The sequence below is a fragment of the Bacillus sp. AFS077874 genome (genome assembly GCF_002566505.1).
Classification (GTDB): domain Bacteria; phylum Bacillota; class Bacilli; order Bacillales; family Bacillaceae_G; genus Gottfriedia.
In genome coordinates, this window is record NZ_NUYF01000010.1 from 20,941 (window position 1) to 44,273 (window position 23,333).

The following is a 23,333-nucleotide window of genomic DNA, read 5'->3' on the forward strand; positions in this document are numbered from 1 at the left end:
ATTATTTCCATAAAATAGTGAAAAAAAACTAGGAAGTATGTGTACCATTTCTAGGTAACCAAATTTTAATTCATGTAGATCGAAAATATAAATTAGAAAAAAAGCCCTGTAAAGGAAAGTTTATCCTTTACAGGGCTTTTTATTAATTACGCATAAGAGTGTAAGCCTGCAATGATTAAGTTAACAGCAATTAAGTTAAACATAATAATCGCAAATCCTAGTACGGCTAACCAAGCAGACTTTTCACCTTGCCAATTCCGTTTGAAACGCAGATGTAAGAATACTGCATAGAATAACCATGTTATTAATGCCCAATCTTCTTTTGGGTCCCAGCTCCAAAACTTTGTCCAAGCAATTTGAGCCCAAATCATAGCAAAGATTAGTCCACCAAGTGTAAATACCGGAAAGCCAATTGCTACAGCACGGTATCCGATTTCATCTAATAATTCACTATCTACTTTTTGTACAAAAGGCTGTAAAAATGCACCAATTCGTTTTCTTAAAATTAAACGGATGATTGCATATAATGCTGCTCCGGCAAAAACTGACCAAATTACAGTGTTCAATTTTTTAGCATTAACCATAGCTGGCATTTCAGTAAGGGCTTCAAATCGATCTTTTGTAGTCAATTCACCTTTATGTGGACCAACAAGTGATGGAAGATTATAGACCATTTCTTCTTGTATTTTATCTTTATTAATCCAATTATATTTTGCTTCGTATCCAGATGCAGTAAATGCTGTTGAAATAACAACGAAACCAACAACAGTTACTAAGAAATATAAAACTGCTTCTAGCCAAAAAGTTTTCTTTGTTGATACTTTTTGATCAATATTTTTAATTAAATAAATTAGTCCTGTTATAAAACTAATTGCTAAAATAGCTTCCCCTAAAGCTGCTGTCGTTACATGGATATGTAACCAATAGCTTTTTAAAGATGGAACTAATGGTTTGATTTCATGTGGAAATACTGATGCATAAGCAATGATGATTATTGACAATGGTAATGCGAATAATCCAATTATATTTAAACGATACATAAAATAAATCATGATAAACGCAAAAATTAACATCATGCCAAAGAATGTAATAAATTCAAATAGATTACTTACAGGTGCATGTCCAGCTGCAATCCATCTTAAAATAAAATAAGTAATTTGAGATAAGAATCCAATTAATGTAACCGTAATTCCAATTGTACCCCATCTATTTGGACCATTATCATTTGTTTTCAAAGAGCCGCCAAAAAAGAAAGTAGCTACAATATAACAAATAAACGCGATAAATAAAAAATTACTACTTAGCTCGTACATATTTTCCCCCTAGTTAAACACTATTCATTAGCTTGTTGATCAATCGGCAATTCTATTTTTGTGTCTTTAAACACTTTCTTTAATTCCATCTTTAAACCATAATAGTTTTTATTTGTAAATGCCGCAACCCAAACTTCTCCATCTTGATTTTGGATCCAAACACGTCGGTGATACCAATACATCCCTTGAATTACACCGATCATAAAGATTGCTCCTCCAAGTCCTAGTAACCAAAGAGTTAAATCTTTACGTACTGTTAAACCTGTTGAATCTTTTGTTTCAATACCTGCAAATGACATTTTATATTTGTTTTCACCATTTGGTTCAATATTTTGTTTGATCGCAACGAATGCTACTTCACCTTTTGGTGTTTTTGGAGTAGTCATTTTAAATACAAACGCTGGATTGTTCGGTTTTCTCGTTTTTGTATCAGGTTGACCATCAGAGTTAAAATAGAAATCTGGAAAATAATTTTTAAGTTCTACTTTATATCCATTTTTCAAGTCATATACTTCTTTAGGATTTTGTAAATCTACTGTTATTGGCCCTAATTTTTCACCTGTTTGTTTATTTTGTAATGTAAATAAAAATGCACTAAATTCACCAATTCGATAATCTACTTGATATAGAGCGAAGTTTTGGAACTTTAGAGGTTCATTAACTTTAATACTATAATCTTTTACTTTTTTAAGTTTTGGATCTTCTCCTGGTATTAAATTTCCTTCGCGTTTATACAACGTCACATCAGCTTGATAGTTTTTAGGAATTTTATCATTTCCAAAGCGCTCAATCGCTTTTTTATAAACTTTACCCTCTTTATCTTTATCATACGTTTCCATATGGAAATCATTTAATTTAATATAATAGTTTTGGTTTGTACCTACGACAGGTTTTAATTCGCCTTCTTGAACCCAAAGAGCTTTATCCATATACATACCTGGTACATATCTCATCATTACCCCAATAAGGAAGATAATTAACCCTATATGGTTTACATATGGACCCCAACGAGAGAAACGACCTTTTTCAGCTAAGATATTGCCGTTTTCTTCACGAATTTTATAACCTCTTTTACGCAAGTTAACTTTAGCTTTTTCTATTTCGTCTGGAATCTGTTCAACCCTACTAATTCCAAACATTTTTTGTCTTTTTAAAAAGTTTGGATGTCTAGTAACAGTTTGTTTGTTTAGAGCTTTATAGAGTGGTAAAATTCGATCTAAACTACAGATTACTAGTGATATCCCAATCGATGCAACAAGTAACATGAACCACCAAGAGTTAAACGTATTATCCAAACCAATTGCATCGTATATTTTACCAAAGATTCCATATTCATCGTGATAATACGTTGCAGGATTCGCAGTAGGCGGTAGTAAATCTCTTTGCGGAAAAATAGTACCTAATGCTGCTGCTACTAGCGTAATTAGAATGATTACAACAGCTACTTTTACAGATGAAAAAAACGTCCATATTTTATCTATATAAGTTTGATTATTAACGATTGATCTTCTAGCAGTCCCTTCATAGCGCATATCAAGTAATTCGGTTGCTTTTTCATCTTGAGGTTTACCACATGACTCACATATTACAGTACCTACATGATTAAGATGACCACATTCACATTTAAAAGTCTCCATTTTATTTCCCCTTACTAATGTACACTCATCATTTTGGTAATATTTCTTTAATATAACTTTCAAAAGAATTCGGTGTCATTTGACCAGTTACGATTCTTTTTATTGTCCCATCCGGACTTACAAAAAACGTAGTTGGTAAAGGGTTAACACCATATATATTTAAAACCTCTTGATCTTTATCTATTCCGACTGGAAAATTAAGTTTATAATCGCTTACAAATCTTTGTACTGAAAATTTCGATTCATCTGCGTTCATTGCAAGTAACTCGATCCCTTTTCCTTTATATTTCGAATAGATTTCATTCATAAAAGGCATTTCTCGCTTACATGGCTCACACCAAGTACCCCAAAAATTAACAATTACGCCTTTTCCTTTTTCACCTGAAAGAGTATAGCTTTTACCAGTATTCAGCTCCGTCATAGCAAAGTTTGGTGCTTTACTTCCTTTAGTAATAACTTCATCTTTCTTAAAGAAATTTATGTAAAAAGTATAACCAATTGCACAAACCAAAACTAATAAGATAATTGTTCGAATTAACGTTCTATTTTTCTTCATATATACAGTTCCTCCCATATGATAGAATATCATTATTTCCTATTCTTGAATAGAAATTTGATACGTTTCAAAAAAGACTAAATTTTCAATCTTTTATCCAAAAATATTAAATGTTTCAAGCAAAGAAAAAACTCGGTATTTACCGAGTCGTAGTGGAAATAATAGGGTATCAGACTGAATTAAAACACAGTTTCTAAAAATGTTAACCGGATTATAAATAAGTACGATTAATAGGTGGGGTAACTAAATAAGAAAACAGTGATCAATAGTCTGACTTATCATTAGCGTGGCTTTGCTGTAGCCATTGCTCTTAGTTTTTTCACTTCATGAGGTGATAGTTCTCTTGCATCACCAGGAGTTAATCCAGTCAAATCTAAAAACGCATATCGTTCACGTTTTAACTTCATAACAGGTGTACCAATCGCCTCAAGCATTCTCTTAACTTGACGGTTTCTACCTTCATGAATGACCAGTCTTATAATTGCAGTATTTTTGCCTTTATCAAGTGAAATCATTTTAACTTGAGCTGGGGCAGTTTTCCCATCCTCAAGTACAATTCCTCTTTCTAATTTACGTAACTGCTCTTTAGTTGGAATCCCTTTTACTTTTGCAATATATTCTTTATCTATTTCATATTTTGGATGTTGAAGTAGATTTGAAAATTCTCCATCATTTGTTAATAGAATGATGCCTGATGTATCAAAATCCAATCTACCAATTGGATAAATACGTTGTTTAATCATTGGAAAAAAGTCTGTTACAACTTTTCTACCTTTATCATCTGAAACACTTGAAATTACACCTGATGGTTTATATAAAAGGAAGTAAACTGGTTCTTCTTTATCAATCGGAATCTCTTCCACTTCAACACGATCGTTACCACTTACTTTTACACCTAACTCAGTAACAACCTGACCATTTACCTTCACTTTTCCTTCTTTAATTAACTCTTCTGCTTTACGACGAGAAGCAATTCCCGCTCTAGCAATAACTTTCTGTAATCTTTCCATTCGATCATTTCACCTCTTCAACCATCATACAGATTTATACAATTGAAAACAAGTGGCAGCTACAAGGTTTTTTGTGAATAAAGTGCGTTAAACACCAAATCTAAACCATAATTTCATTTTTTAAGTCGTGCCCAATCATCATTCTTCGCCTTAATCCCTTTTTCCTTTATTCATTCTCTCAATATCATATTTTCTGGAAATCTATCATATAATTTACTAGATTTGCAGAAATGAGGTAATAGATATGAATTTAACTTTAAAACACTCCTCAGCCTTTGACCGTTCTAAAATTATTACGCCAGGTAGTGTGCTTATTACTAAAAAGAATGAAACAATCTATATGCTTGTTTATGAAGAAAATGAAGACGATTTTCCATATGTACTTGTCTCATTATCCGATGCAAGACTAGTCCAAAATTATGACATTATGCCAACCCTAGGAGATATTGAAGATTGGATTGGTGAAGTCACAATGGTAACTCAAAAAAACAAACTATCTATTACAATTCAAGCAAATTACTAGTTTGCTGTTTAATCTATTAAAAACCCGTCAATAATATAATAAGTAAAATGAAAAAGGAGCTTACTATATGAATTATTCTTTTAATCCAGCAGTAAAATATAATTCAGTTGGTTCGTTTAAATTAGGCGATGTATTTTTCACTTCCGATAAACCTTCAAAAGCATACAAGTTAATCTATGACTCTACAGAAACAAACTTCCCTTATATTTTATTATGCTTAGATGATGCCATTTCAATTCAAAGCTTTGATGATATTCCAACAATTGAAGATATTGAAGAGAATATTGGAGAAATTAAATTCACCGTTCCAAAAGAGAAATTACTTCTTGTGATCAATTAAAAATAAACGTCATAAATCAGTTAATCAAAAACGCCATCAAAATTAGGATGACGTTTTTTTATTTTTTTGAAAAACTCTCCTGCATGAGTTTTATTACTACGTGATGCACAATTTCCTTTGGGCGAGATTTTTGTATTTTTTATCTTTTTTAATTGATATTATTTTGATTTGTTCATTTCTCAATTCAATTTACTATTAATCATCGAGATTCTTGCTGTTTTCACTCAAATTTATTAATGATTCGTGATCTTATTTGCAGTTCGCCTTATTTTAATTGCAGTTTCACTTTTTTATTTGCACTCTACAATTTTCTTTATTCCAACAATATAAAAAACGTCATCCATTAAGATGACGTTTTTCACGATTAAGCAAATACGCTTTCCAACGTTTCGTCTGTTTGTTCGCTCCAATATTTTAACCATTTTTTTGCGCCTTCAAGGTCATGAAGTTTTGCTTGGCCGCATTGAAGCTCATTTGCAGCAGGTACTTCTTCAACTTGTTGTCCTAGTTCAGCTGTTTTACGTAATAATGTAATTACTTCTGAAATTGAAGGTGTACCAGCAATGATTAAATAGAATCCTGTTTGGCATCCCATTGGTGATAAATCAATAATTTTAAAAGGGTCACCCGCAGGTACTGCTTCACGAACGTTTAAAGCTAATAAATGTTCTAAAGTGTGAATTGTATCTGGCTTCATTGCTTGCTTATTTGGTTGGCAAAAACGAATATCATATTTTGTAACGACTCCGTCTGTACCAACTGCATGAGTACCACAGTGTCTAACGTAAGGAGCAACAACTTTTGTGTGATCTAATTCAAAACTTTCAACTGATGGCATATTTTATTTCCTCCTAAATTAAATCTCTCTATTTTTTTGTAGCTTCAACGATCCATACAAAATCATTATATTGTTCGAATTTTACATCAAATCCATTTTTTTCAAAATGTGAACGAACAACTGGAATTAATGGATAATATTCTCTAATTAAATCATCTCTTAGATTGATATAATTTGCATTTTCTGCTTTTGTAATTTCATTCTTATAATCGTTTTCTGTTAAAAACATTGTATCCGCAAATACGATCTTCCCATTTGAGTTCAATAATGAGCTATATATTTTAATAGCTTCATATTTTTCTTGATCAGTTAAATGATGAAAAACGTATGAACTTACAATTGTATCGATCCCGGCCTGTGGTTTAGGAAAATCAATTAAATCTCCATCGTGAATCATAATATTCTCGCCTAATTTCTTAGAGGCAATAATTCTCATCTCAGGAGATGGTTCGATAGGAAATACAGTTTTTCCTTTATCAAGAAGTAACTTTGTTAAATTCCCTGTACCAATTCCAAATTCAAGGACGCTGTTTCCACTTCTATTAACAATTTCATTCAGTATTTCATCATAACGTCGAAATGCTTCTTTATATTCTGGGTCATGGCCTTGAACAAAAGAATCGTAACTATCTGCCCAACCAGTAAATACATCTAAAAACTCTCTACCCATTTATCTCACCTTTGATGTTTGAAATATTAATGCTTGTTCTAGGTCTTCAATTAAATCTTCTAGATCTTCTAGACCAACTGATAATCGAATTAATTCATCAGAAATTCCTGATGCAATTCGTTTTTCCCTTGGTATTGAAGCATGCGTCATTTTTGAAGGGATACCTACAAGACTTTCAACTGCGCCTAAACTTTCAGCTAATGTAAACCACTTTAATTTACCTACAAATTCTTCCGGATCTAATCCTTCTTTTAATTCAAAAGATAACATGCCACCAAATCCACTGCTTTGTTGTTTTGCTAATTCATGATTTGGATGTGTGGATAATCCAGGATAGAATACTTTATTTACATTTGGATGGTTCGATAAGAACGTCACAATTTCATGCGTATTTCTTTCATGCTCTTCCATTCTTATTCCAAGTGTTTTAATACCACGTTGTAATAACCAGCTATCGTTTGGTCCTAAAACTCCACCAATCGAGTTTTGATAAAACGCTAATTCTTCAGCTAACTCTTCTTTATTCGTTACAACAATTCCTGCTACTACGTCACTATGTCCTCCAAGGTACTTAGTTCCACTATGAACAACAATATCAGCACCTAGAGTAAGAGGTTGTTGCCAGTATGGAGTAGCAAAAGTATTATCTACAACCGTTAATAAGTCATATTCATTTGCAAGTTTCGCAATTGCTTTAATATCAGTAATTTTTAATAATGGATTACTAGGTGACTCAATAAAAATTGCTTTTGTATTTGGTGAAATAACATTTTCAACTAATGTAATATTACTTGTATCAACAAATGTAGCTGTTATACCTAAATTTGATAATACTCTTGTAAGTAATCGGTAAGTACCACCATAAACATCATCGCCGACTACGATATGGTCACCAGTCTTGAATAAACTAAACACAGTATGAATAGCTGCCATTCCAGACGCAAATGCAAACCCTGCAACACCGTGTTCAATATCTTTCATTAACTCTTCAAGAGCATGTCGTGTCGGATTGCCTGTTCTGGAATATTCAAATCCCCTATGTTTGCCAACAGCATCTTGTTTATACGTACTAGTTTGATAAATCGGAACACTAACCGCACCAGTTGCTTCATCTCTACTAATTCCCCCGTGTATTAACGCCGTCTTTTTCTTCATATTTTATCCCTCACTATATATGTTTTTACTTAAGTATCTTTCACTACTATCTGGGAAAATCGTTACGATTGTACTCCCTGGCTTTGCTTTTTTTGCTTCTAATAAACTTGCATATAACGCAGCTCCTGAGGAACTGCCAACTAAAAGTCCTTCTTTCGTTGCTAGTTCTTTTACTAAACGAAATGCATCTGAATCAAGTACTGTGTGAATATCATCAAATAAGTTTGTATCTACAAAGGCAGGAATGAATTCCATTCCAATTCCTTCAGTATCATGCGAACCTGGCTTTCCACCATTTAAAATTGATCCTTCTGGTTCAACAATAACTGTTTTTACATTTTGTAATTTATCTTTTAAATACTGAGCTGTTCCAGTAAAAGTTCCTCCACTACCAGCTCCAGCAACAAATACATCTATTTTTCCATCGAGTTGGTCAACTAACTCTGGACCTAATGTTTTGTAATAAGTTCTTGGATTTGCCTCATTACTAAATTGTGAAGGCACAAATGAATTCGGTATTTCTTTTGATAGTTCATTTGCTTTTTTAATTGCACCTGTCATTCCATCTTCTGTAGGTGTGTTCACAATTTTTGCTCCAAGTGCTTTCATTAACGTTTGTTTTTCAATACTGAATTTTTCAGGAACAACAAATATCACATTTACGTCATATTTTATAGCTGCTAGCGCTAAACCAATTCCTGTATTTCCGGCGGTTGGTTCAATTACTGTACCACCTTTTTCTAATTTACCTTCATTAAGTGCACTTTCTAATAATTCCATTCCAAGTCGATCTTTTACACTTCCACCTGGGTTACAGAATTCTAGTTTTGCAAATAGTCTTGTTCCTTTTGGTAAAGGGAATGTTGTAATTTCAAGCAATGGTGTTGATCCGATCAGCTCGTGTACTGACTTTACAACTTTCATAATTTCAAGCTCCTTTATGTCACAAAAAGGTTAGTTTCTTCCAATCCATTATATGCAACATGGGTAAAATTGAATGTTGTCTTAATACCAACTATTCTTATTGGTATTATAAGATATTAATTTTAAATGCGCAATAAAAAAGTACTTTTATCCTAAAATAAAAGTACTTTTTTATTCGTATGAGTTGAGTTAAGAAAAGAACATCGTCACAAAAATGATTGAAAAAATAATACTGATTGCATCTGCGATTAATCCTACTTTTAATGCATCACCCATTTTACGAATACCTACCGCTCCAAAATACACCGTTAGAACATATAGCGTTGTATCTGTACTTCCTTGCATAGTTGAAGCTAGTCTTCCGATAAATGAATCCGGTCCATATGTTTTAATTAAATCCGACGTAATCCCTAAAGCAGCCGAACCGGAAATAGGTCGAATAATTGCCAGCGGAAAAACTTCTGCAGGAATACCTAGTGAACTTAATAATGGGCGCATGAGTTCTACACAAAACTCTAGAGCACCTGAAGCTCTAAAGATCGAGATGGATACTAGCATACCTACTAAAAATGGGATTAATTGCACAGCAATTGTTACACCTTCTTTTCCACCTTCTACAAAAGATTCATACGTCGGCACCTTTTTCCAAGTTCCATGTATTAAAATGACAGCGATAATAAATGGAATGATATAAAGTGAGATCGTATTCATATATCCCATTTATTTTCTCCCCTTTCGATTTCGCCTACTTGCAAAAAAACTATTTACCGCGAGTCCCCCCATAAATGAAACGACCTGTGCAAGTATAGTAACACCTACTATTTCAGTCGGATTTGAAGAATGATAAGACATTCTAACTCCTATGACAGTTGTAGGAATTAACGTGATTGCACTTGTATTTAACGTTAAAAATGTAATCATGTCATCACTTGCTTCATTACTATTTCTATTTAAAACTTTTAGTTGTTCCATCGCTTTTATACCTAATGGAGTTGCAGCATTTCCTAAACCGAATAAATTGGCTACCATATTTGACATAATATAACCAAGTGCTGGATGGTCTTTAGGGATTCTCGGAAATAAGAATGCTAGAAATGGTTGAAATAATTTCGAAAGAATTTTTAATAATCCTGATTCTTCTGCAATTCGCATTAAACCTAACCAAAAAACAAGAACACTAACTAGTCCAATAATAATGGTAATTGCTTGCTTTCCTCCGTCAAATACAGCTTTATTTACTTCGTCCATCGTGCCATTAATCATCGCAAAAATAAAACCAATTATTGTAAGAGCAACCCAAATTATATTAACCATCTGAGTGCTCTCCCATTAAGTTTAATAAAACTTGTTTTCCATTTTGGATTATTTCTTTCGTAAATACTTTGACTTTACTATCACTATAAAAAATATTTCTAAATCCAATTTGTTCACCTTCTAATTCGATAATCGCTTTACCAACAATTGCATCATTAGCGATTTTTTTCTTAGTCGGCTTTTGCATTTCAATTGTGATTCTTACTTGATCTCGTTCTTTTTTATCTAATGGATAAGAGAAGTCATTTTTCATATAAACATGCCCTTTATATTTTTTATTTGTGACTTCCTTTATTCCACCTTTACTTAATACTTTCGTTAAAGGATAGTTACTGAAACCATATTCGAATAGTGACATATGATCTTGCCAATCTTGGCCATCATTTAGTGTTACAACTATTAAATCCATTCCATTTTTTGAAGCAGTTGAAACAAGCGTTCTTCTTGCTTTTTTAGTAAATCCAGTTTTTCCTCCAGTACTATACTTGTACATAAAAGTAAGCAACTTGTTTTTATTCTTCCATACATAATCCCAAGATTCTGCCGTATTTGGGGCACGGTGTACTTTTGTACCTGCAATTTTTGCATATTTAGGATTTTCCATAGCGTATCTCGTTAATAACGCCATATCATAAGCAGATGAGTAATGCTCTTTGCCTTGTTGATCAAGTCCTGATGGATTGCTAAAATATGTATTACTCATTCCGATTTCTTTTGCTTTCTCGTTCATCATATAAACAAATCCTTCGATGCTACCTCCTACAGCCTCGGCAATTGCATTAGCCGCGTCATTCCCAGACCTAAGCATTAAACCATAAACTAAATCTTCCAGCTTAATTTTTTGTCCAGGTTTTAAATAAATGGATGATCCTTCTGTTTGAACTGCTCTTGAACTAATTGTTATCGTGTTTTGCATTTTACCGGACTCTACAGCAAGTATTGCAGTCATTATTTTTGTTATGCTGGCGATTCTTTCAGAGTCATGCATTGCTTTACCATATAAGATTCGTCCAGTTTTTTGATCCATCAAAACAGCATTTCTAGCACTAACTCCTCCAAATGCTTTAACATTATTCGTCGGAATCATAATCCCGATTAAAAATAAGCCAATGATTCCTACTACTAGCCATTTTTTCATCTTTCGCATCAACTCCACAGTTAGTCCTAATTAGTACAAGTTTACGAATTACATTATAAAAAAATGACTTTTTTTAAGAAAAAAAGTGCTGAACTTGTTCAGATATACAACCTGAGCAATTCCAGCACCTACTATTTTTCGCAAATTAATAAAAGGGTTGCCATTTTAATTGACTAGCATAATCGTATCGATAATTTACATCTGGCCAATTAACGATGTTCCAAAAATTTGTAATATATGCGTCTTTATCAAATTTATACTGTAAATAATAAGCGTGCTCCCAAACATCCAAAACTAGCAATGGTATTGTATCCCATTGAGTAAAGAATTGATGTTTTTCTGTTTGAAGGATCTCCAACCGATTCGCTCTTGGAACCCAAACTAAAATCGCCCAACCGACACCTTCCACTTTTTTAGCCGCTTGTGTAAAATGCTCTTTAAAATCTTCATAACTTCCGAAGTCATCTTCAATTTGTTTTAAAAGAGCTCCATGAGGTTGCCCTCCACCTAATTTACTTAAATTATTCCAAAATATAGTATGCAAATAATGACCCGACCCATGAAATGCAAGCTCTCTTTCCCAATGCTTTAATAAATCGTATTTCTTATTTTTTCTAGCCTTTTCTAATTCAATCTCAGCTTTATTTAAACCATCTACATAACTTTTATGGTGCTTATCATGATGAAGCATCATGATTTCTTTTGATATATATGGCTCGAGCGCATTATATGGATAGGGTAGTGGTGGAAGCTCATGTTTACCAATTCCAACCCTTTCTTCAACTTCGATTACCCGATACGCATAACTATCATCATATTCCTCTTCATTTAAAATTGAAATTAATCGTTCTTGAATATCGTCCACATCCGTACTAATTTCATCTAAAAAGGAATTTTGATCTACATAATGACCTTTTGTCCCCATTCTGTTTAACAATAGTTTTACTTTATATTCTAATAGTTCTTTTTCTTGAATATGGTCAAATCTTTCAGACAGCAACTGTAATACATTCGCACACCAGATTTCTACCTCCTGAAAGTAAGTGACGAGTTCAGATTGATTTAACATCATACACCTCCATCAGAGAAAATAAATTTCTCTTCTACTTTCCATTGTATGATATTAAATTTATAGCTATTACCGGTATTCACGTGTTTCACGCGATAAATGGAATTCGTATAATTAAGATATTAATTCCACATGTTCTTATAAAAAAATGATTAGTTTAGTTTCTCTAAAACAGTTTGATTTTCTGAGTAAAACTCCATTTTTAATGAAATCACTTTTTCCAATTCATAAACAACCATCATTAAACTAGCTCTAGTCTCAAACTCATCTCTTGATTCAGGTAATGGCATCTTTCTAAAGTCATTCATCATATGGCTGAATTCCCCTAATAATTCAATCCCTGTAGATTTTTCTTTTAAGTAAACACCTGTATCCTCAAAAAATTCAGCGACAATTTTTGAATGCGGATAATTTAACGTAACCTTTTTTAATAATGGAATGATTTGATTCGATATGATTTCAAATTGACGTTCTCTCATTTCAAAATAATTAATATAATATAAGTTCGATTTTATAAAACTATTTTCAACTTGCCTATAAGCTAACGTTTTCGCGATTTGTAAAAGCATTTTAGTTTCATCAATTAAATCATTTTGTGAATCTTCATCCTTACCCTTCATTTTTAAAGCAATCCCTAGCAGTAACATTTTAAAATTTTGCTCGATTTTCTTTTGAGATTCAATCATCTTCTTCTCAATACTCGGCATATATGTATTCATTATTAATGCAATTAAAATCCCAACTGCTAAAATTTCAACTTGATTAAATAAGAAAGATATTGATTTATTGTTACTCACATAGATTTGCAAAACAATCACAGAACTTGGAATAATTCCCTCTTGTAACTTTAATGTGACTAACAAGGGGATAGTTAAAAGAAAATAAATGACAACTGTTAATGGAGTATAGCTTAAAAATTCAAACATCATCCATCCTATTAACATGGCAATAACTGATGCAACAAATCTTTGAATTGCAACAATAAATGATCTACGTTTTGTATTTTGAATACTTAATAGTGTAACGACAGCTGCAGTACTATAATTTTGTAAATGTAGAGCTTCTGCAATTAATAGGGAAATACCACTTCCGATTGCTGTTTTGATAGTCCTTTGTCCAATCGAATACATTTGTTTCATTTTTAATCCTCTTCTCTTACAAAGAAATTTCTATAGTATTGTAACGCATATTAGATAAAAATTACTAGATATATCCATTTTTTTGTGTTTTGTACAAAATGAAAAGACTAGAAAGTTTCTAGTCTTTTTCTCTTAACATTACTATTTACATTTAACTATTTTCTAATTACTGTTTGTATTGTTGCATAAGTTTTGTTGAATAATCTGTTTCATAATACTCAAGTTCTTCACGCATTTGTTGAAAAACTTTTTCTAATGAAGAGAATAGGTCTTGGACTGAACCTGGCACAGCTTTATAGAATGTAATTGCTTGATTACCAGTGTATGCTGCACGACTATTTTCATACCATGCATCGTTTTTAGGAGAGAAGAATTCTGCGATACATCTGTGATAAATTTTATGTAAAGTATCTTCAGCTGTTGCTTTATGGAACTGTCCACTTAGAATTTTCTCACAAACCTCTTTAGCATCCTCACAATATACTGTAATTCTACGTAATGAAGAAAGTATTTTTTCTAAGTAGTTAAGATCCACTGCTTGGTTTTCATGTTGAAATGACGGTAAAGAATTCTTATTTAAAAACAAATTACACTCTAGACCAACAATCCCTAATTGATTACCAACAATCTTTAATTGATGCTCTACCATCTTATTCGACATTTTTTTCCCTCCGTTAAATTAGATCGAAATTTCAATTTTATTTGAATTTTGTTTAATACTTCTCACATATCCTACCAATTTATCAAGATCAGCACCTTGTAGCTCTTTTACAAATTGATCTAATTCATTAATATATATTCGCTTTCTTCCACGATAATCAGGATTTTTAATAATTAGCGCAAGAGCCACTATATCACGGAAATCTACTGAATGATCGCCATTTTCATATAATCTAGTTGTTTTTAAATCACTTACTTCAGAAAGTTGTTCTTCAAAAAAGCGAACATATAAGACAGAAGTTACAATTTTTTGGCCATTATATTCATATTCAACTTCAGAACGATTAAAAAAATCTTCCGAAGTATTTGGTTGAGCCTTTACTAATTCATACCCATGACAATTATAAATTAACAATTCTTTCACCCTCCAAGATTTCCATAGTATTAGTTTAACATAGGATACATACAGATTTGCAGAATTTTTTAACTAATCTTTTTTTTCAAATTTGCTAAAAAATAAATCTGCTTCTTCTTCAACCTCTTCCATTTTTAAATCTTGAGGTAGTGGAGGTAATTCTTTAATGTTTTTTAGACCAAAATAATCTAAAAACTCAGAAGTAGTTCCATATAAAATTGCACGTCCAGTACCTTCAGCCCGTCCAACTTCTTTAATTAAATATTTCGAGACAAGAGTTTGAATTGGTTTTTCAGTCTTAACTCCACGAATATCTTCAATTTCTGTCCTCGTAATTGGTTGTTGATAAGCAACAATCGCTAAAGTTTCTAATGCTGCTTGTGACAACGAAGAGTTCGATGGACTTTCAACTAATTTTTTGAAAAACTCACCATGTTCCCTCTTTGAAGTAAGTTTATATCTGTTCGCTAAAATTCTAATTTGTAATCCTCTGTTAGGATTTTCATATTCTTTTTTTAGACTCTCAATTAATTCTAGAGCATCTGTTTGACTTAATTCTAAAGTTTCCGATAGCTCGACAATCGATATTCCTTCATCGCCAGCTACAAATAAAAGTCCTTCTAGAACTCCTACTAAATTTTTTTCCTGTTCCATTACAAGTACACCTCAGCTTGCTTATCTTCAAAAACCTCCCGTGATGTTAGAAAAATTTCTGAAAAGTTTTGTTCCTGTTCTACTACAATGTCTTTTGTTTTCATTAACTCCAAAATCGCTAAAAAAGTAACTACAATACTTTCTTTATCATTATATGGAAATAAACTGATGAAATTAGTTCTCTTTTTTATACTTTTTAAATAAGTAATAATTTCATCCATTCTTTTTTCGATTGATATTTCTTCACGAACAATTTTAGTTTGAAGCGGTTCTTGTAGCTTTTTACGTTTAAAAAGCTTTTGAAGTGCACCAAACATATCGTAAATCGTAACATCTGTCGGCATGACAATATCTTCTGGTCTAGGTCCATATTCGGACAAATCAACTGGATTTCGGGTAAAAATCATCGCACGTTCTGATTCTTTTTCCTGAAATACGATCGCCGCTTCTTTAAATTGCTTATATATAATTAATCGATTCATTAATTCTTCTCTAGGGTCTTCTTCAAGTACAGCATCCCAATCAGCTTGTTCTTCATGATTTGGTAAAATACTTTTACTTTTCATCGCAAGTAATTCAGCCGCCATCACTAAATATTCACTTGCAATATCCAATTCTAATTCTTTCATTGTATGAATATATGAAACGTATTGATCTGTTATTTCAGATACAGGTATATCATAAATATCAATTTCAAATCGTTGAATTAAATGAAGTAATAAATCTAATGGCCCTTCAAATGCATCAATTTTAACTTCATATTGCTTCACAAACTACTCACCAACTTACTTTAAAATAAAAATATACTCTATAACAGTATAAAGTATTATTTCATAAAACTATATAACAGAAAAGGTTTTTTCATCGATGAAGTTACTTTGTTCCTAAATTTTTAGTTTTGCGCCTATACCATTTTCTTAAAATTTTCATAAGATATCAGTGCAAGAAGAATTATTTTTTTGGTAAGGAGGTTATTTCATGAGTAAAGGTGCTGTTTCTCCAGAGTTCGGCGGTTTCGGCCACGGCAGAGGCTTTGCTTTAATCGTAGTATTATTTATTTTATTAATCATAGTTGGATGTGCTTTCGTCTGTTAATTTAACCCCGTGAATAAACAAAACGTGAAAGTCTAGACATTGCTCTAGGCTTTCTTCTTTTTAAATAATTCCATTTCTGATAAAATTTTAGTAATAAAGAGGTGAAAAACTTGGTCCATTATAATAAAAACGAGCGATACATAAAATATCTATGCCATTTCCATTTTGATCAAGATTTTTTTGAATGTCATGAAATCCTTGAGGAACAATGGAAACTTGAATTAAATCATCAATATAAAAAGGTCTGGTTAGGTTTAATAAGACTCTCAGTAGTGTTATATCATTATAGAAGAAGAAACTTTACTGGTGCTAAAAAATTATTTCGACACGTCATTACTTTTTCAAATGATTCTAATTTATTGGAAATGGCTGGTATCGATCAATTACAATTTCAACAAATCATAACAGATTTACGGCTAAACCTTCAAAACGAAAAGGAATTTCTCCCTTTCGATCTCCCAATAAATGACCAAAAATTGTTTGAAAGATTCCAAAATCAAAAAGAATATTACTCGTCTTTTACGGCAGATTTAATTAATAAACATTCTACAAGAGATCGAACAGATGTCATTTCGGAAAGATTAAAGCAATTAGAACTACGAAGAAATATTTAGCGTTATAGGAAAAGGTGCTCAAAATTTTGGGCACCTTTTTCAGTATGGTCGGAATAGAAGTTCGTACATGCTCATGACTGGTTTATGAGGAGGCATAATACCTTTTTGTTGCTTCGTACTTCCTCATAACTGGTTCATGTGGAAGCATAATACCTTTTTTGTTGCTTCGTACTTCCTCTTAACTGGTTCATGAGGAACCATATTAGCTTTTTGTTGCTTCGTACTTCCTCTTAACTGGTTTATGAGGAAGCATAATACCTTTTTGTTGCTTCGTACTTCCTCATAACTGGTTCATGAGGAATCATAATACCTTTTTGTTGCTTCGTACTTCCTCATAACTGGTTCATGAGGAAACATATTTGCTTTTTTGTTGCATCGTACTTCCTCATAACTGGTTCATGAGGAAGCATAATACCTTTTTGTTGCTTCGTACTTCCTCATAACCGGTTAATCAGTATGAAAAAATAGCAGTAAGTTGAAAAATACTTACTCATGACTTCTTCATAAATAAGCACTTTTTTCTACAAAAAAAATGCTCAAAAAAATTGAGCACCTTTTCTATAATACTTTCAAACTAACATGACAATGTTCAATAAATGAAGCTACTTCCTGCGTTGTTACGATTGTATAGTCTATATACTGAGATCGAATAGCATCGTAAAGTGAAGTTGCAATACCTTGATTTCGGAATGAAGGGTTTACACTTAAATGTTTAATCAAAATAACCTTATCTGGTAGTAGTTGTATTCCAATAATCCCAACAATATCGTCTAATTTCCAAAGGAACAAATGATTATCATCTTTAGTTTCATAATCTTTAATTGTATTTACTAAGCTCTTCACATTCTTTTCATTCGGCATAAACGAAAGCAGGCCCATTGCAATTTTCTCATATGTTTTCTTATACCTAATTAACATGTTAACCCCTCTTAAAAATTATTAAAACTCTAATTAGCTTCTAAACCAATACATAATATATGATTGATTATCCCTCTATAGTACGGTAAATATAAAAATTCGTTCCAAATATATCAATATTTCAAATATATAATTCTCACATTTTTCTGTCAAGTCAGAAAACCAGAGAGAAGGAAAAACGGGATAAATGGTATAGGAGTAATTTAAAATGATTTAGCGTACTAGCCAAGTATTCTTCCTGCCAACCCAAACTTATAGGCTTTTGTCACCAATTAGATAAATTTGAATAAAGTAAATTTTAGTTAAAGTTATATAAAAGGGTGATCATTATGAGGTTGGATTTAGATTATACATCGCCAAGTATTCAATTTACTTTTGATATAAATAAAAACCAAGCCTTTGTGAAGGATAGTCAAAACTTTATCAATCAATTAAGTGTTAATAACTTGAATACTTTGGATAATTTGTCTTTATTGGATATCTATTTAAGTGTAAATAATGTTGTAGAACCACATTATCATCAAAATTCATCAGAATTAGTATATTGTATTTCTGGAGCCGCAGTTGTATCGATTTTGAATCCTTATACAAAGCAACTATTAAATTTTCCAATCACGCCTGGTCAAGTTGCAAACGTACCTCAAGGATGGTGGCATTATGAAATTGCAACTGTTGACAATACTCATCTATTAGCAATATTCAATGCACCTTCCCCTGATGTAATTTTATTCTCTGATTTATTGAAATTTACACCTTCAAATATCGTCTCACATACTTACTGTCTTGATGAAAACCAATGGAAAAATGCTACAGCAAATTTACAACCTTCTATATTTATAGGACCACCAAAAAACTGTAATCGCCAAGTTCAAAACCAGCATGAATTTGCAAATCAACAGAACCAAAATTATTATCAAAATTCCTATTACAACCAGCATTATTATCAACAGCCTTGAAGATCAAGATGGAACAGTTAGTGCAATTAAACTCAAGTGAACAGCAATTAAATCGGAGTTTGTGCAATAAAAAAAGCCAAAACAGCAATTAAATTTAGGGAATCTGCAATTAAAAAAATCATAACTGCAATTAAAAATATGAAAACTGCAAATATGGCGATGAACCATGTGGAATTTGATTATAAGAATCAAGAATAGTGAAGAAATAACATGAAAATAGAATGAGAAACAATAAAAACGAAACATCTTTGAAAAAAAAAAAAATCTTCTAATTTAGAATAGCGAAATGCTATAAAATATTTCACCGTTTAACCAAACATGAACATGTTAAAAACCACAAGGAAAAATTTTTTCCCTTGTGGTTTTCTTCATTTGAAGTCTTTTTAAAATGACCTCACATTGGTTTGACTATTCTTCGTCCCAAACTTTAACTTCTTGCATAACATCGCCGTTACGCATTCTTAAAACTGTATCCATACCTTCGATTACTTGACCGAAAACTGTATGTACGCCATCTAAATGTGGTTGTGGCTCGTGTACGATAAAGAATTGGCTACCGCCAGTATCTTTTCCAGCATGTGCCATTGATAAAGCTCCAGCTTTATGTTTTAATGGGTTACCAACAGTTTCACATTTAATTTTGTATCCTGGACCACCTGTTCCATTACCGTTTGGATCTCCACCTTGCGATACAAATCCAGGAATTACACGGTGGAAAGTTAATCCATTGTAGAAACCTTCACGGATTAATTTTTCAAAGTTTTCAACTGTACCTGGTGCATGCTCTGGGAATAATTCGATTAAGATTTGTTCACCATTTTCAAACGTAATACTTGCTTTTTTCATAATAAAAATCCTCCTTATGTATGTACAACTTTATAAGACTTAATTGTCCTATATTTTTTCATTACTGAATAAATTAGTAACGCTGATATTATCATACAAAAAACAAAAAGTAATGACAAGTTTTCGAAAAGTACTATAATAGGGTTGTAAGATGTAAAATTTGGATTATTGTAAAGGGAGTGTCTCTTTGTTAAAACGAAAGTTATTAGCGTTCACCATCTCAATGGGATTAATAGCTATGCCTTTATCGGTATTTGCTGATTCTGTTCCTGGTGATACGATTGTTACTCTTGGACAAAATTTGTCTGAAACGCAAAAGAAATCATTATTAGCTGAAATGGGTGCACCATCTGATGCTAGAATTGTGACTGTTTCAAATCAAGAGGAGCATAAATATTTAGATGGTACTGTACCTAGTGCTCAAATCGGTACTCGAGCTCTTTCATCTGCTATGATTACAATCGGTGAAAAAAATACAGGCATCGTCGTTCAATCAAATAATATTTCATGGGTTACTAACTCAATGTATACAAATGCCTTAATCACAGCTGGATTAAAGGATGCAAATATTGTAATTACTGCACCATTTCAAGTTTCTGGTACAGCTGCTTTAACTGGGATTATGAAGGCTTATGAGCTAAGTTCAGGTCAAGTTATACCTGATGATGTTAAAAAAGTAGCAAATGAAGAAATGGTTAAAACTGCCGAACTTGGTGATTCAGTAGGTAATGAAAAAGCTGTACAACTTGTCACTAAAGTGAAAGAAGAGCTTGCTAAAAATCCAAACATGTCTACCGATGAATTAAAATCATTAATTGATCGATTAGCAAAGGATCTTGGTATTACATTAACTGCTGATCAAAAGGCTAGTTTGATGTCTTTATTTGAAAAAATGAAAGATTTAAATATTAATTGGGATCAAGTAGGAAACCAATTAACAAAAGCTAAAAATAAAATTTCAGATTACCTAAATTCTAAAGAAGGTCAATCTTTTATTCAAAAACTTAAAGATTTCTTCTCCGCATTATTTGATGCGATTCTTTCATTCTTTAAATAATAATGAAACAAACCCGGTTACTTAATATAACCGGGTTTGTTGTGTTAAAAACGAGCTGCAAAGAAAGGGTGCGATTGTACAAATAAATCGTGGGGTGCAAATAAAATCTGAAAATCGCAATTAAAATTAGTGAAACTGCAATTAAAATTTGAGAACTGCAATTAAATTTAACAAAACTGCAATTAAATTCCATAGAATCGCAATTAAAGATAATAGTTACCCATACCAGTTCAGGTAATATGAGTTAAAGATCATACAATATCAGCTTATTTCAAATGGATAGCCCTATTTTTTTCTTTTTCCAATAAAATCTGATAAAAAATTTGGCTATTTCTATAAAAAAGATCGAATTTATCGACTACAAATGAAAAGCGCTGTAGAAATACCTCCCCAGCGCTAATTTTGAGGCCGTCCTATTTGTCAGTTAATCTGACTCTTAGGACAGCCCCCTATTTTATTTTATACGGATATTAAATGGTAGCATCACCAATTGTTTTCCCACCTTTTTGATGTTGACTTTCACTAGCTTTTGTACGGACAACTAAATGCCAGAAGGCTCTGCCATCAAATGGGATAAATGGCCAAAAATAAGGTGTATTTAAAGTATTGAGACTTGCTAAAAACAGTATAAATAATGTCGAACCAATCATAAAGCCTTTAATACCTAATATTGCAGTTAAAATTAATATAAAAAATTTGGCCAATTTATTTGCAAGTGCTAGCTCATAACTTGGCGTCGCATATGATCCAATCATTGACACAGCTGTATATAGTACTACTTCCGGTTGGAAAAGGCCAACATCAATTGCGACTTGCCCAATTAATACGGCTGCAATAATCCCCATCGAAGTGGAAACTGCATTTGGTGTATGTATACTTGCCATTCTCAGGAATTCAATCCCCATATCGGCAATTATTAATTGTAAATAAATTGGAATATTACTTGTTTCTTTTGGACCAATATAACTTAATGATTTTGGTAATACCTCTGGGTAATTACATAATAGTAACCAAAACGGTAATAAAAAGACTGACATAAAAATTCCTATATAACGGCACCATCGAAGGAATGTTCCGACTGTAGGAGTTTGTCTGAATTCTTCAGCATGTTGCATATGGTGGTAATACGTTGCAGGCGTAATAATTACACTCGGAGATGTATCCACGATAATACATACATGCCCTTCAAGAATGTGGTTTGCTACAACGTCAGGTCTTTCAGAATATCTAACTAAAGGAAATGGATTATATCCTTGCTTTAAAATAAATTCTTCTAATTTCTTATCTGTCATTGTAAGACCATCAACGTGAATACCTGTAATTCGATCCCGAACTTCTTTTACAAGTTCCGCGTGCGCTAAACCTTCTATATACGATAAACATACATCTGTCTTTGAACTTTCACCTACCTGAAGAATTTCATTTCTTAAATTCTCATCGCGAATACGTCTTCTTATAAGGCCAGTATTATTAATAATGTTTTCAGTAAAACCATCTCGTGATCCACGTACTACTCGCTCGGTATCTGGTTCTGTTGGACCACGTCCAGGATAACTCCTAACATCGACTGCAAGTCCTTTATCTTCTCCATCAACTAATACTACAATTAAACCAGATAATACTTTCTTTATAACATCTTCAAATGTTAAAACGATCTCTACTGATTGATGGACAATTGTATCCTCAATATTTTTAAACATTGATTTATTTTTCTCGACTTTTTCTAACCCAATTAAGTCATCTAAAAATCTTTGAATAAAGCTTGTATCCGTTAATCCGTTAACATAATATAGATTAACTTCAACTTTATTTACAAAAATCACACGTTTACCGACATCAAAACTTACTCCAAAACCTATACGATCACTTATTGTATGAGCATTTGTAACTAGTTTATTTGTCAGTTTTGTCGGCTCTTTTTTCGTAGTCATTGGAGTTCACTCCTCTCGAGGATATATTCAATAGCTTTTCTTGTAATGGGTGAACCGATTTCAATATCATCTCTTCCACCCATTTTTCCAATATCGCCGATTCCTAAAATGAAGGGAATATTTAGTTGATCTAAATTGTAAACGGTGTCTCCATTTATTCTTCCGATTTCAATATCAGGCACTCCATACTTATCGACACCGTATTCAGTTAAATTCCCTTCGTTATCAATGCTTACATCCACTTTTGTCCATTCTTGATGATGTGTATTTGATGCTACTGCTAGTGCAGCAATAACTTCAATATGTTTATCACTCGCCACATATTTTAAAGCTTTCTCTCCAGGACCTTCTCCCATAAAGCCACTGTCATCAAACAATACAAATACTGGTTCTTTTTGTGCTTGCATTATGATTTCAACCATTCTCTTTCCAGAGAACTTAGTGGGATTACCTTGCGATTGTGATATTGTGCATCCGCCAAATTGTTTTGCCAAATACTCAATACTCCGATGTGCATAAACATCTCCGTCGGTTACGATAATGATCCTTTTCTTTTTCATA

The 23,333-nt window shown here is 32.3% G+C and carries 27 protein-coding genes; 6 read left to right on the forward strand and 21 right to left on the reverse strand.

The genetic code is table 11. The annotated features are described in order from the left end of the window. Positions 1 to 146: 146 nt before the first annotated feature. The 4 genes from ccsB to rluB all read right to left on the reverse strand — a co-directional run bounded on the left by ccsB (position 147) and on the right by rluB (position 4,516). Entirely contained in the window at positions 147 to 1,313 is a 1,167-nt protein-coding gene (gene ccsB / locus COJ46_RS11275) for a c-type cytochrome biogenesis protein CcsB (RefSeq protein WP_097977993.1), read from the reverse strand. Between the two features lie 20 nt (positions 1,314 to 1,333). Further along, entirely contained in the window at positions 1,334 to 2,950 is a 1,617-nt protein-coding gene (gene resB / locus COJ46_RS11280; RefSeq protein WP_097977994.1) for a cytochrome c biogenesis protein ResB, read from the reverse strand. A gap of 28 nt (positions 2,951 to 2,978) precedes the next feature. Next, positions 2,979 to 3,506, reverse strand: coding sequence for a thiol-disulfide oxidoreductase ResA (resA, locus tag COJ46_RS11285; protein WP_097977995.1), 528 nt, complete (start codon positions 3,504 to 3,506; stop codon positions 2,979 to 2,981). Positions 3,507 to 3,787: 281 nt separating this feature from the next. Continuing rightward, entirely contained in the window at positions 3,788 to 4,516 is a 729-nt protein-coding gene (rluB, locus tag COJ46_RS11290) for a 23S rRNA pseudouridine(2605) synthase RluB (protein WP_098565929.1), read from the reverse strand. A 244-nt stretch (positions 4,517 to 4,760) separates the two neighbouring features. Here rluB and COJ46_RS11295 point away from each other — a divergent pair, with 244 nt between their 5' ends. Together COJ46_RS11295 and COJ46_RS11300 are read left to right on the forward strand one after the other, a co-directional pair. Next, the gene (locus tag COJ46_RS11295) at positions 4,761 to 5,039 is read left to right on the forward strand and encodes a hypothetical protein (protein WP_097977997.1); all 279 of its coding nucleotides are present in this window, start codon (positions 4,761 to 4,763) and stop codon (positions 5,037 to 5,039) included. Positions 5,040 to 5,106: 67 nt separating this feature from the next. Next, complete coding sequence (locus tag COJ46_RS11300; protein WP_088010721.1) at positions 5,107 to 5,379, forward strand: hypothetical protein; 273 nt, start codon at positions 5,107 to 5,109, stop codon at positions 5,377 to 5,379. A 364-nt stretch (positions 5,380 to 5,743) separates the two neighbouring features. Here the strand turns inward: COJ46_RS11300 and COJ46_RS11305 are convergent, their stop codons facing one another. From COJ46_RS11305 to COJ46_RS11365, 13 genes are all read right to left on the reverse strand, one after another. Continuing rightward, positions 5,744 to 6,217 (reverse strand): S-ribosylhomocysteine lyase, encoded by a 474-nt coding sequence (locus tag COJ46_RS11305; protein WP_056466815.1) that lies wholly within the window; start codon positions 6,215 to 6,217, stop codon positions 5,744 to 5,746. A gap of 28 nt (positions 6,218 to 6,245) precedes the next feature. Next, positions 6,246 to 6,887 (reverse strand): class I SAM-dependent DNA methyltransferase, encoded by a 642-nt coding sequence (locus tag COJ46_RS11310; protein ID WP_097977998.1) that lies wholly within the window; start codon positions 6,885 to 6,887, stop codon positions 6,246 to 6,248. Then, positions 6,888 to 8,042, reverse strand: coding sequence for a bifunctional cystathionine gamma-lyase/homocysteine desulfhydrase (locus tag COJ46_RS11315; protein WP_097977999.1), 1,155 nt, complete (start codon positions 8,040 to 8,042; stop codon positions 6,888 to 6,890). A gap of 3 nt (positions 8,043 to 8,045) precedes the next feature. Next, positions 8,046 to 8,966 carry a PLP-dependent cysteine synthase family protein gene (locus COJ46_RS11320; protein ID WP_097978000.1) on the reverse strand — a complete coding sequence of 307 codons (921 nt, stop codon included), beginning with the start codon at positions 8,964 to 8,966 and terminating at the stop codon, positions 8,046 to 8,048. Between the two features lie 189 nt (positions 8,967 to 9,155). Then, the gene (locus COJ46_RS11325; protein ID WP_056466828.1) at positions 9,156 to 9,686 is read right to left on the reverse strand and encodes a spore maturation protein; all 531 of its coding nucleotides are present in this window, start codon (positions 9,684 to 9,686) and stop codon (positions 9,156 to 9,158) included. Further along, positions 9,687 to 10,280 carry a nucleoside recognition domain-containing protein gene (locus tag COJ46_RS11330; protein WP_097978001.1) on the reverse strand — a complete coding sequence of 198 codons (594 nt, stop codon included), beginning with the start codon at positions 10,278 to 10,280 and terminating at the stop codon, positions 9,687 to 9,689. Next, the gene (locus COJ46_RS11335) at positions 10,273 to 11,418 is read right to left on the reverse strand and encodes a D-alanyl-D-alanine carboxypeptidase family protein (protein ID WP_420488136.1); all 1,146 of its coding nucleotides are present in this window, start codon (positions 11,416 to 11,418) and stop codon (positions 10,273 to 10,275) included. The genes COJ46_RS11330 and COJ46_RS11335 overlap by 8 nt, the downstream gene beginning before the upstream one ends. A 145-nt stretch (positions 11,419 to 11,563) precedes the next feature. Further along, positions 11,564 to 12,487, reverse strand: a complete 924-nt coding sequence (locus COJ46_RS11340) for a superoxide dismutase (RefSeq protein ID WP_097978002.1) — start codon at positions 12,485 to 12,487, stop codon at positions 11,564 to 11,566. Positions 12,488 to 12,639: 152 nt separating this feature from the next. After that, the gene (locus COJ46_RS11345) at positions 12,640 to 13,626 is read right to left on the reverse strand and encodes an aromatic acid exporter family protein (protein ID WP_097978003.1); all 987 of its coding nucleotides are present in this window, start codon (positions 13,624 to 13,626) and stop codon (positions 12,640 to 12,642) included. 166 nt (positions 13,627 to 13,792) lie between these two features. After that, positions 13,793 to 14,287 carry a DUF3907 family protein gene (locus COJ46_RS11350; protein WP_097978004.1) on the reverse strand — a complete coding sequence of 165 codons (495 nt, stop codon included), beginning with the start codon at positions 14,285 to 14,287 and terminating at the stop codon, positions 13,793 to 13,795. Between the two features lie 18 nt (positions 14,288 to 14,305). After that, positions 14,306 to 14,701: a hypothetical protein gene (locus COJ46_RS11355; protein WP_097978005.1), complete on the reverse strand. Its 396-nt coding sequence runs from the start codon at positions 14,699 to 14,701 to the stop codon at positions 14,306 to 14,308. Between the two features lie 72 nt (positions 14,702 to 14,773). After that, positions 14,774 to 15,355 carry an SMC-Scp complex subunit ScpB gene (gene scpB, locus COJ46_RS11360; RefSeq protein WP_097978006.1) on the reverse strand — a complete coding sequence of 194 codons (582 nt, stop codon included), beginning with the start codon at positions 15,353 to 15,355 and terminating at the stop codon, positions 14,774 to 14,776. Next, on the reverse strand, positions 15,355 to 16,125 hold the full coding sequence (locus tag COJ46_RS11365; RefSeq protein WP_097978007.1) for a segregation/condensation protein A: 771 nt from the start codon (positions 16,123 to 16,125) through the stop codon (positions 15,355 to 15,357). Before COJ46_RS11365 ends, scpB begins: the two co-directional genes overlap by 1 nt. A gap of 208 nt (positions 16,126 to 16,333) precedes the next feature. Here COJ46_RS11365 and COJ46_RS11370 point away from each other — a divergent pair, with 208 nt between their 5' ends. After that, on the forward strand, positions 16,334 to 16,450 hold the full coding sequence (locus COJ46_RS11370; protein WP_084006686.1) for a YjcZ family sporulation protein: 117 nt from the start codon (positions 16,334 to 16,336) through the stop codon (positions 16,448 to 16,450). A gap of 110 nt (positions 16,451 to 16,560) precedes the next feature. Then, positions 16,561 to 17,064 carry a DUF309 domain-containing protein gene (locus COJ46_RS11375; RefSeq protein WP_176522616.1) on the forward strand — a complete coding sequence of 168 codons (504 nt, stop codon included), beginning with the start codon at positions 16,561 to 16,563 and terminating at the stop codon, positions 17,062 to 17,064. Between the two features lie 558 nt (positions 17,065 to 17,622). On the opposite strand, the gene COJ46_RS11380 is transcribed toward COJ46_RS11375, so the two are convergent. After that, on the reverse strand, positions 17,623 to 17,982 hold the full coding sequence (locus COJ46_RS11380; RefSeq protein ID WP_097979055.1) for a GNAT family N-acetyltransferase: 360 nt from the start codon (positions 17,980 to 17,982) through the stop codon (positions 17,623 to 17,625). A 329-nt stretch (positions 17,983 to 18,311) separates the two neighbouring features. Between COJ46_RS11380 and COJ46_RS11385 the strand changes: the two genes are divergently transcribed. Continuing rightward, positions 18,312 to 18,938 (forward strand): cupin domain-containing protein, encoded by a 627-nt coding sequence (locus tag COJ46_RS11385; RefSeq protein WP_097979054.1) that lies wholly within the window; start codon positions 18,312 to 18,314, stop codon positions 18,936 to 18,938. A gap of 408 nt (positions 18,939 to 19,346) precedes the next feature. On the opposite strand, the gene COJ46_RS11390 is transcribed toward COJ46_RS11385, so the two are convergent. After that, positions 19,347 to 19,784 carry a peptidylprolyl isomerase gene (locus COJ46_RS11390; RefSeq protein WP_069031815.1) on the reverse strand — a complete coding sequence of 146 codons (438 nt, stop codon included), beginning with the start codon at positions 19,782 to 19,784 and terminating at the stop codon, positions 19,347 to 19,349. Positions 19,785 to 20,007: 223 nt separating this feature from the next. Here COJ46_RS11390 and COJ46_RS11395 point away from each other — a divergent pair, with 223 nt between their 5' ends. After that, positions 20,008 to 20,841: a DUF1002 domain-containing protein gene (locus COJ46_RS11395; RefSeq protein ID WP_286145507.1), complete on the forward strand. Its 834-nt coding sequence runs from the start codon at positions 20,008 to 20,010 to the stop codon at positions 20,839 to 20,841. Between the two features lie 470 nt (positions 20,842 to 21,311). Here the strand turns inward: COJ46_RS11395 and COJ46_RS11400 are convergent, their stop codons facing one another. Both COJ46_RS11400 and spoVAEA read right to left on the reverse strand, forming a co-directional pair. Continuing rightward, a complete protein-coding gene (locus COJ46_RS11400) occupies positions 21,312 to 22,772 on the reverse strand; it encodes a spore germination protein (RefSeq protein ID WP_097979053.1) in 1,461 nt (486 codons plus the stop codon). Next, positions 22,769 to 23,332: a stage V sporulation protein SpoVABEA gene (spoVAEA, locus tag COJ46_RS11405; RefSeq protein WP_069031813.1), complete on the reverse strand. Its 564-nt coding sequence runs from the start codon at positions 23,330 to 23,332 to the stop codon at positions 22,769 to 22,771. Before spoVAEA ends, COJ46_RS11400 begins: the two co-directional genes overlap by 4 nt. Position 23,333 lies beyond the last annotated feature (1 nt).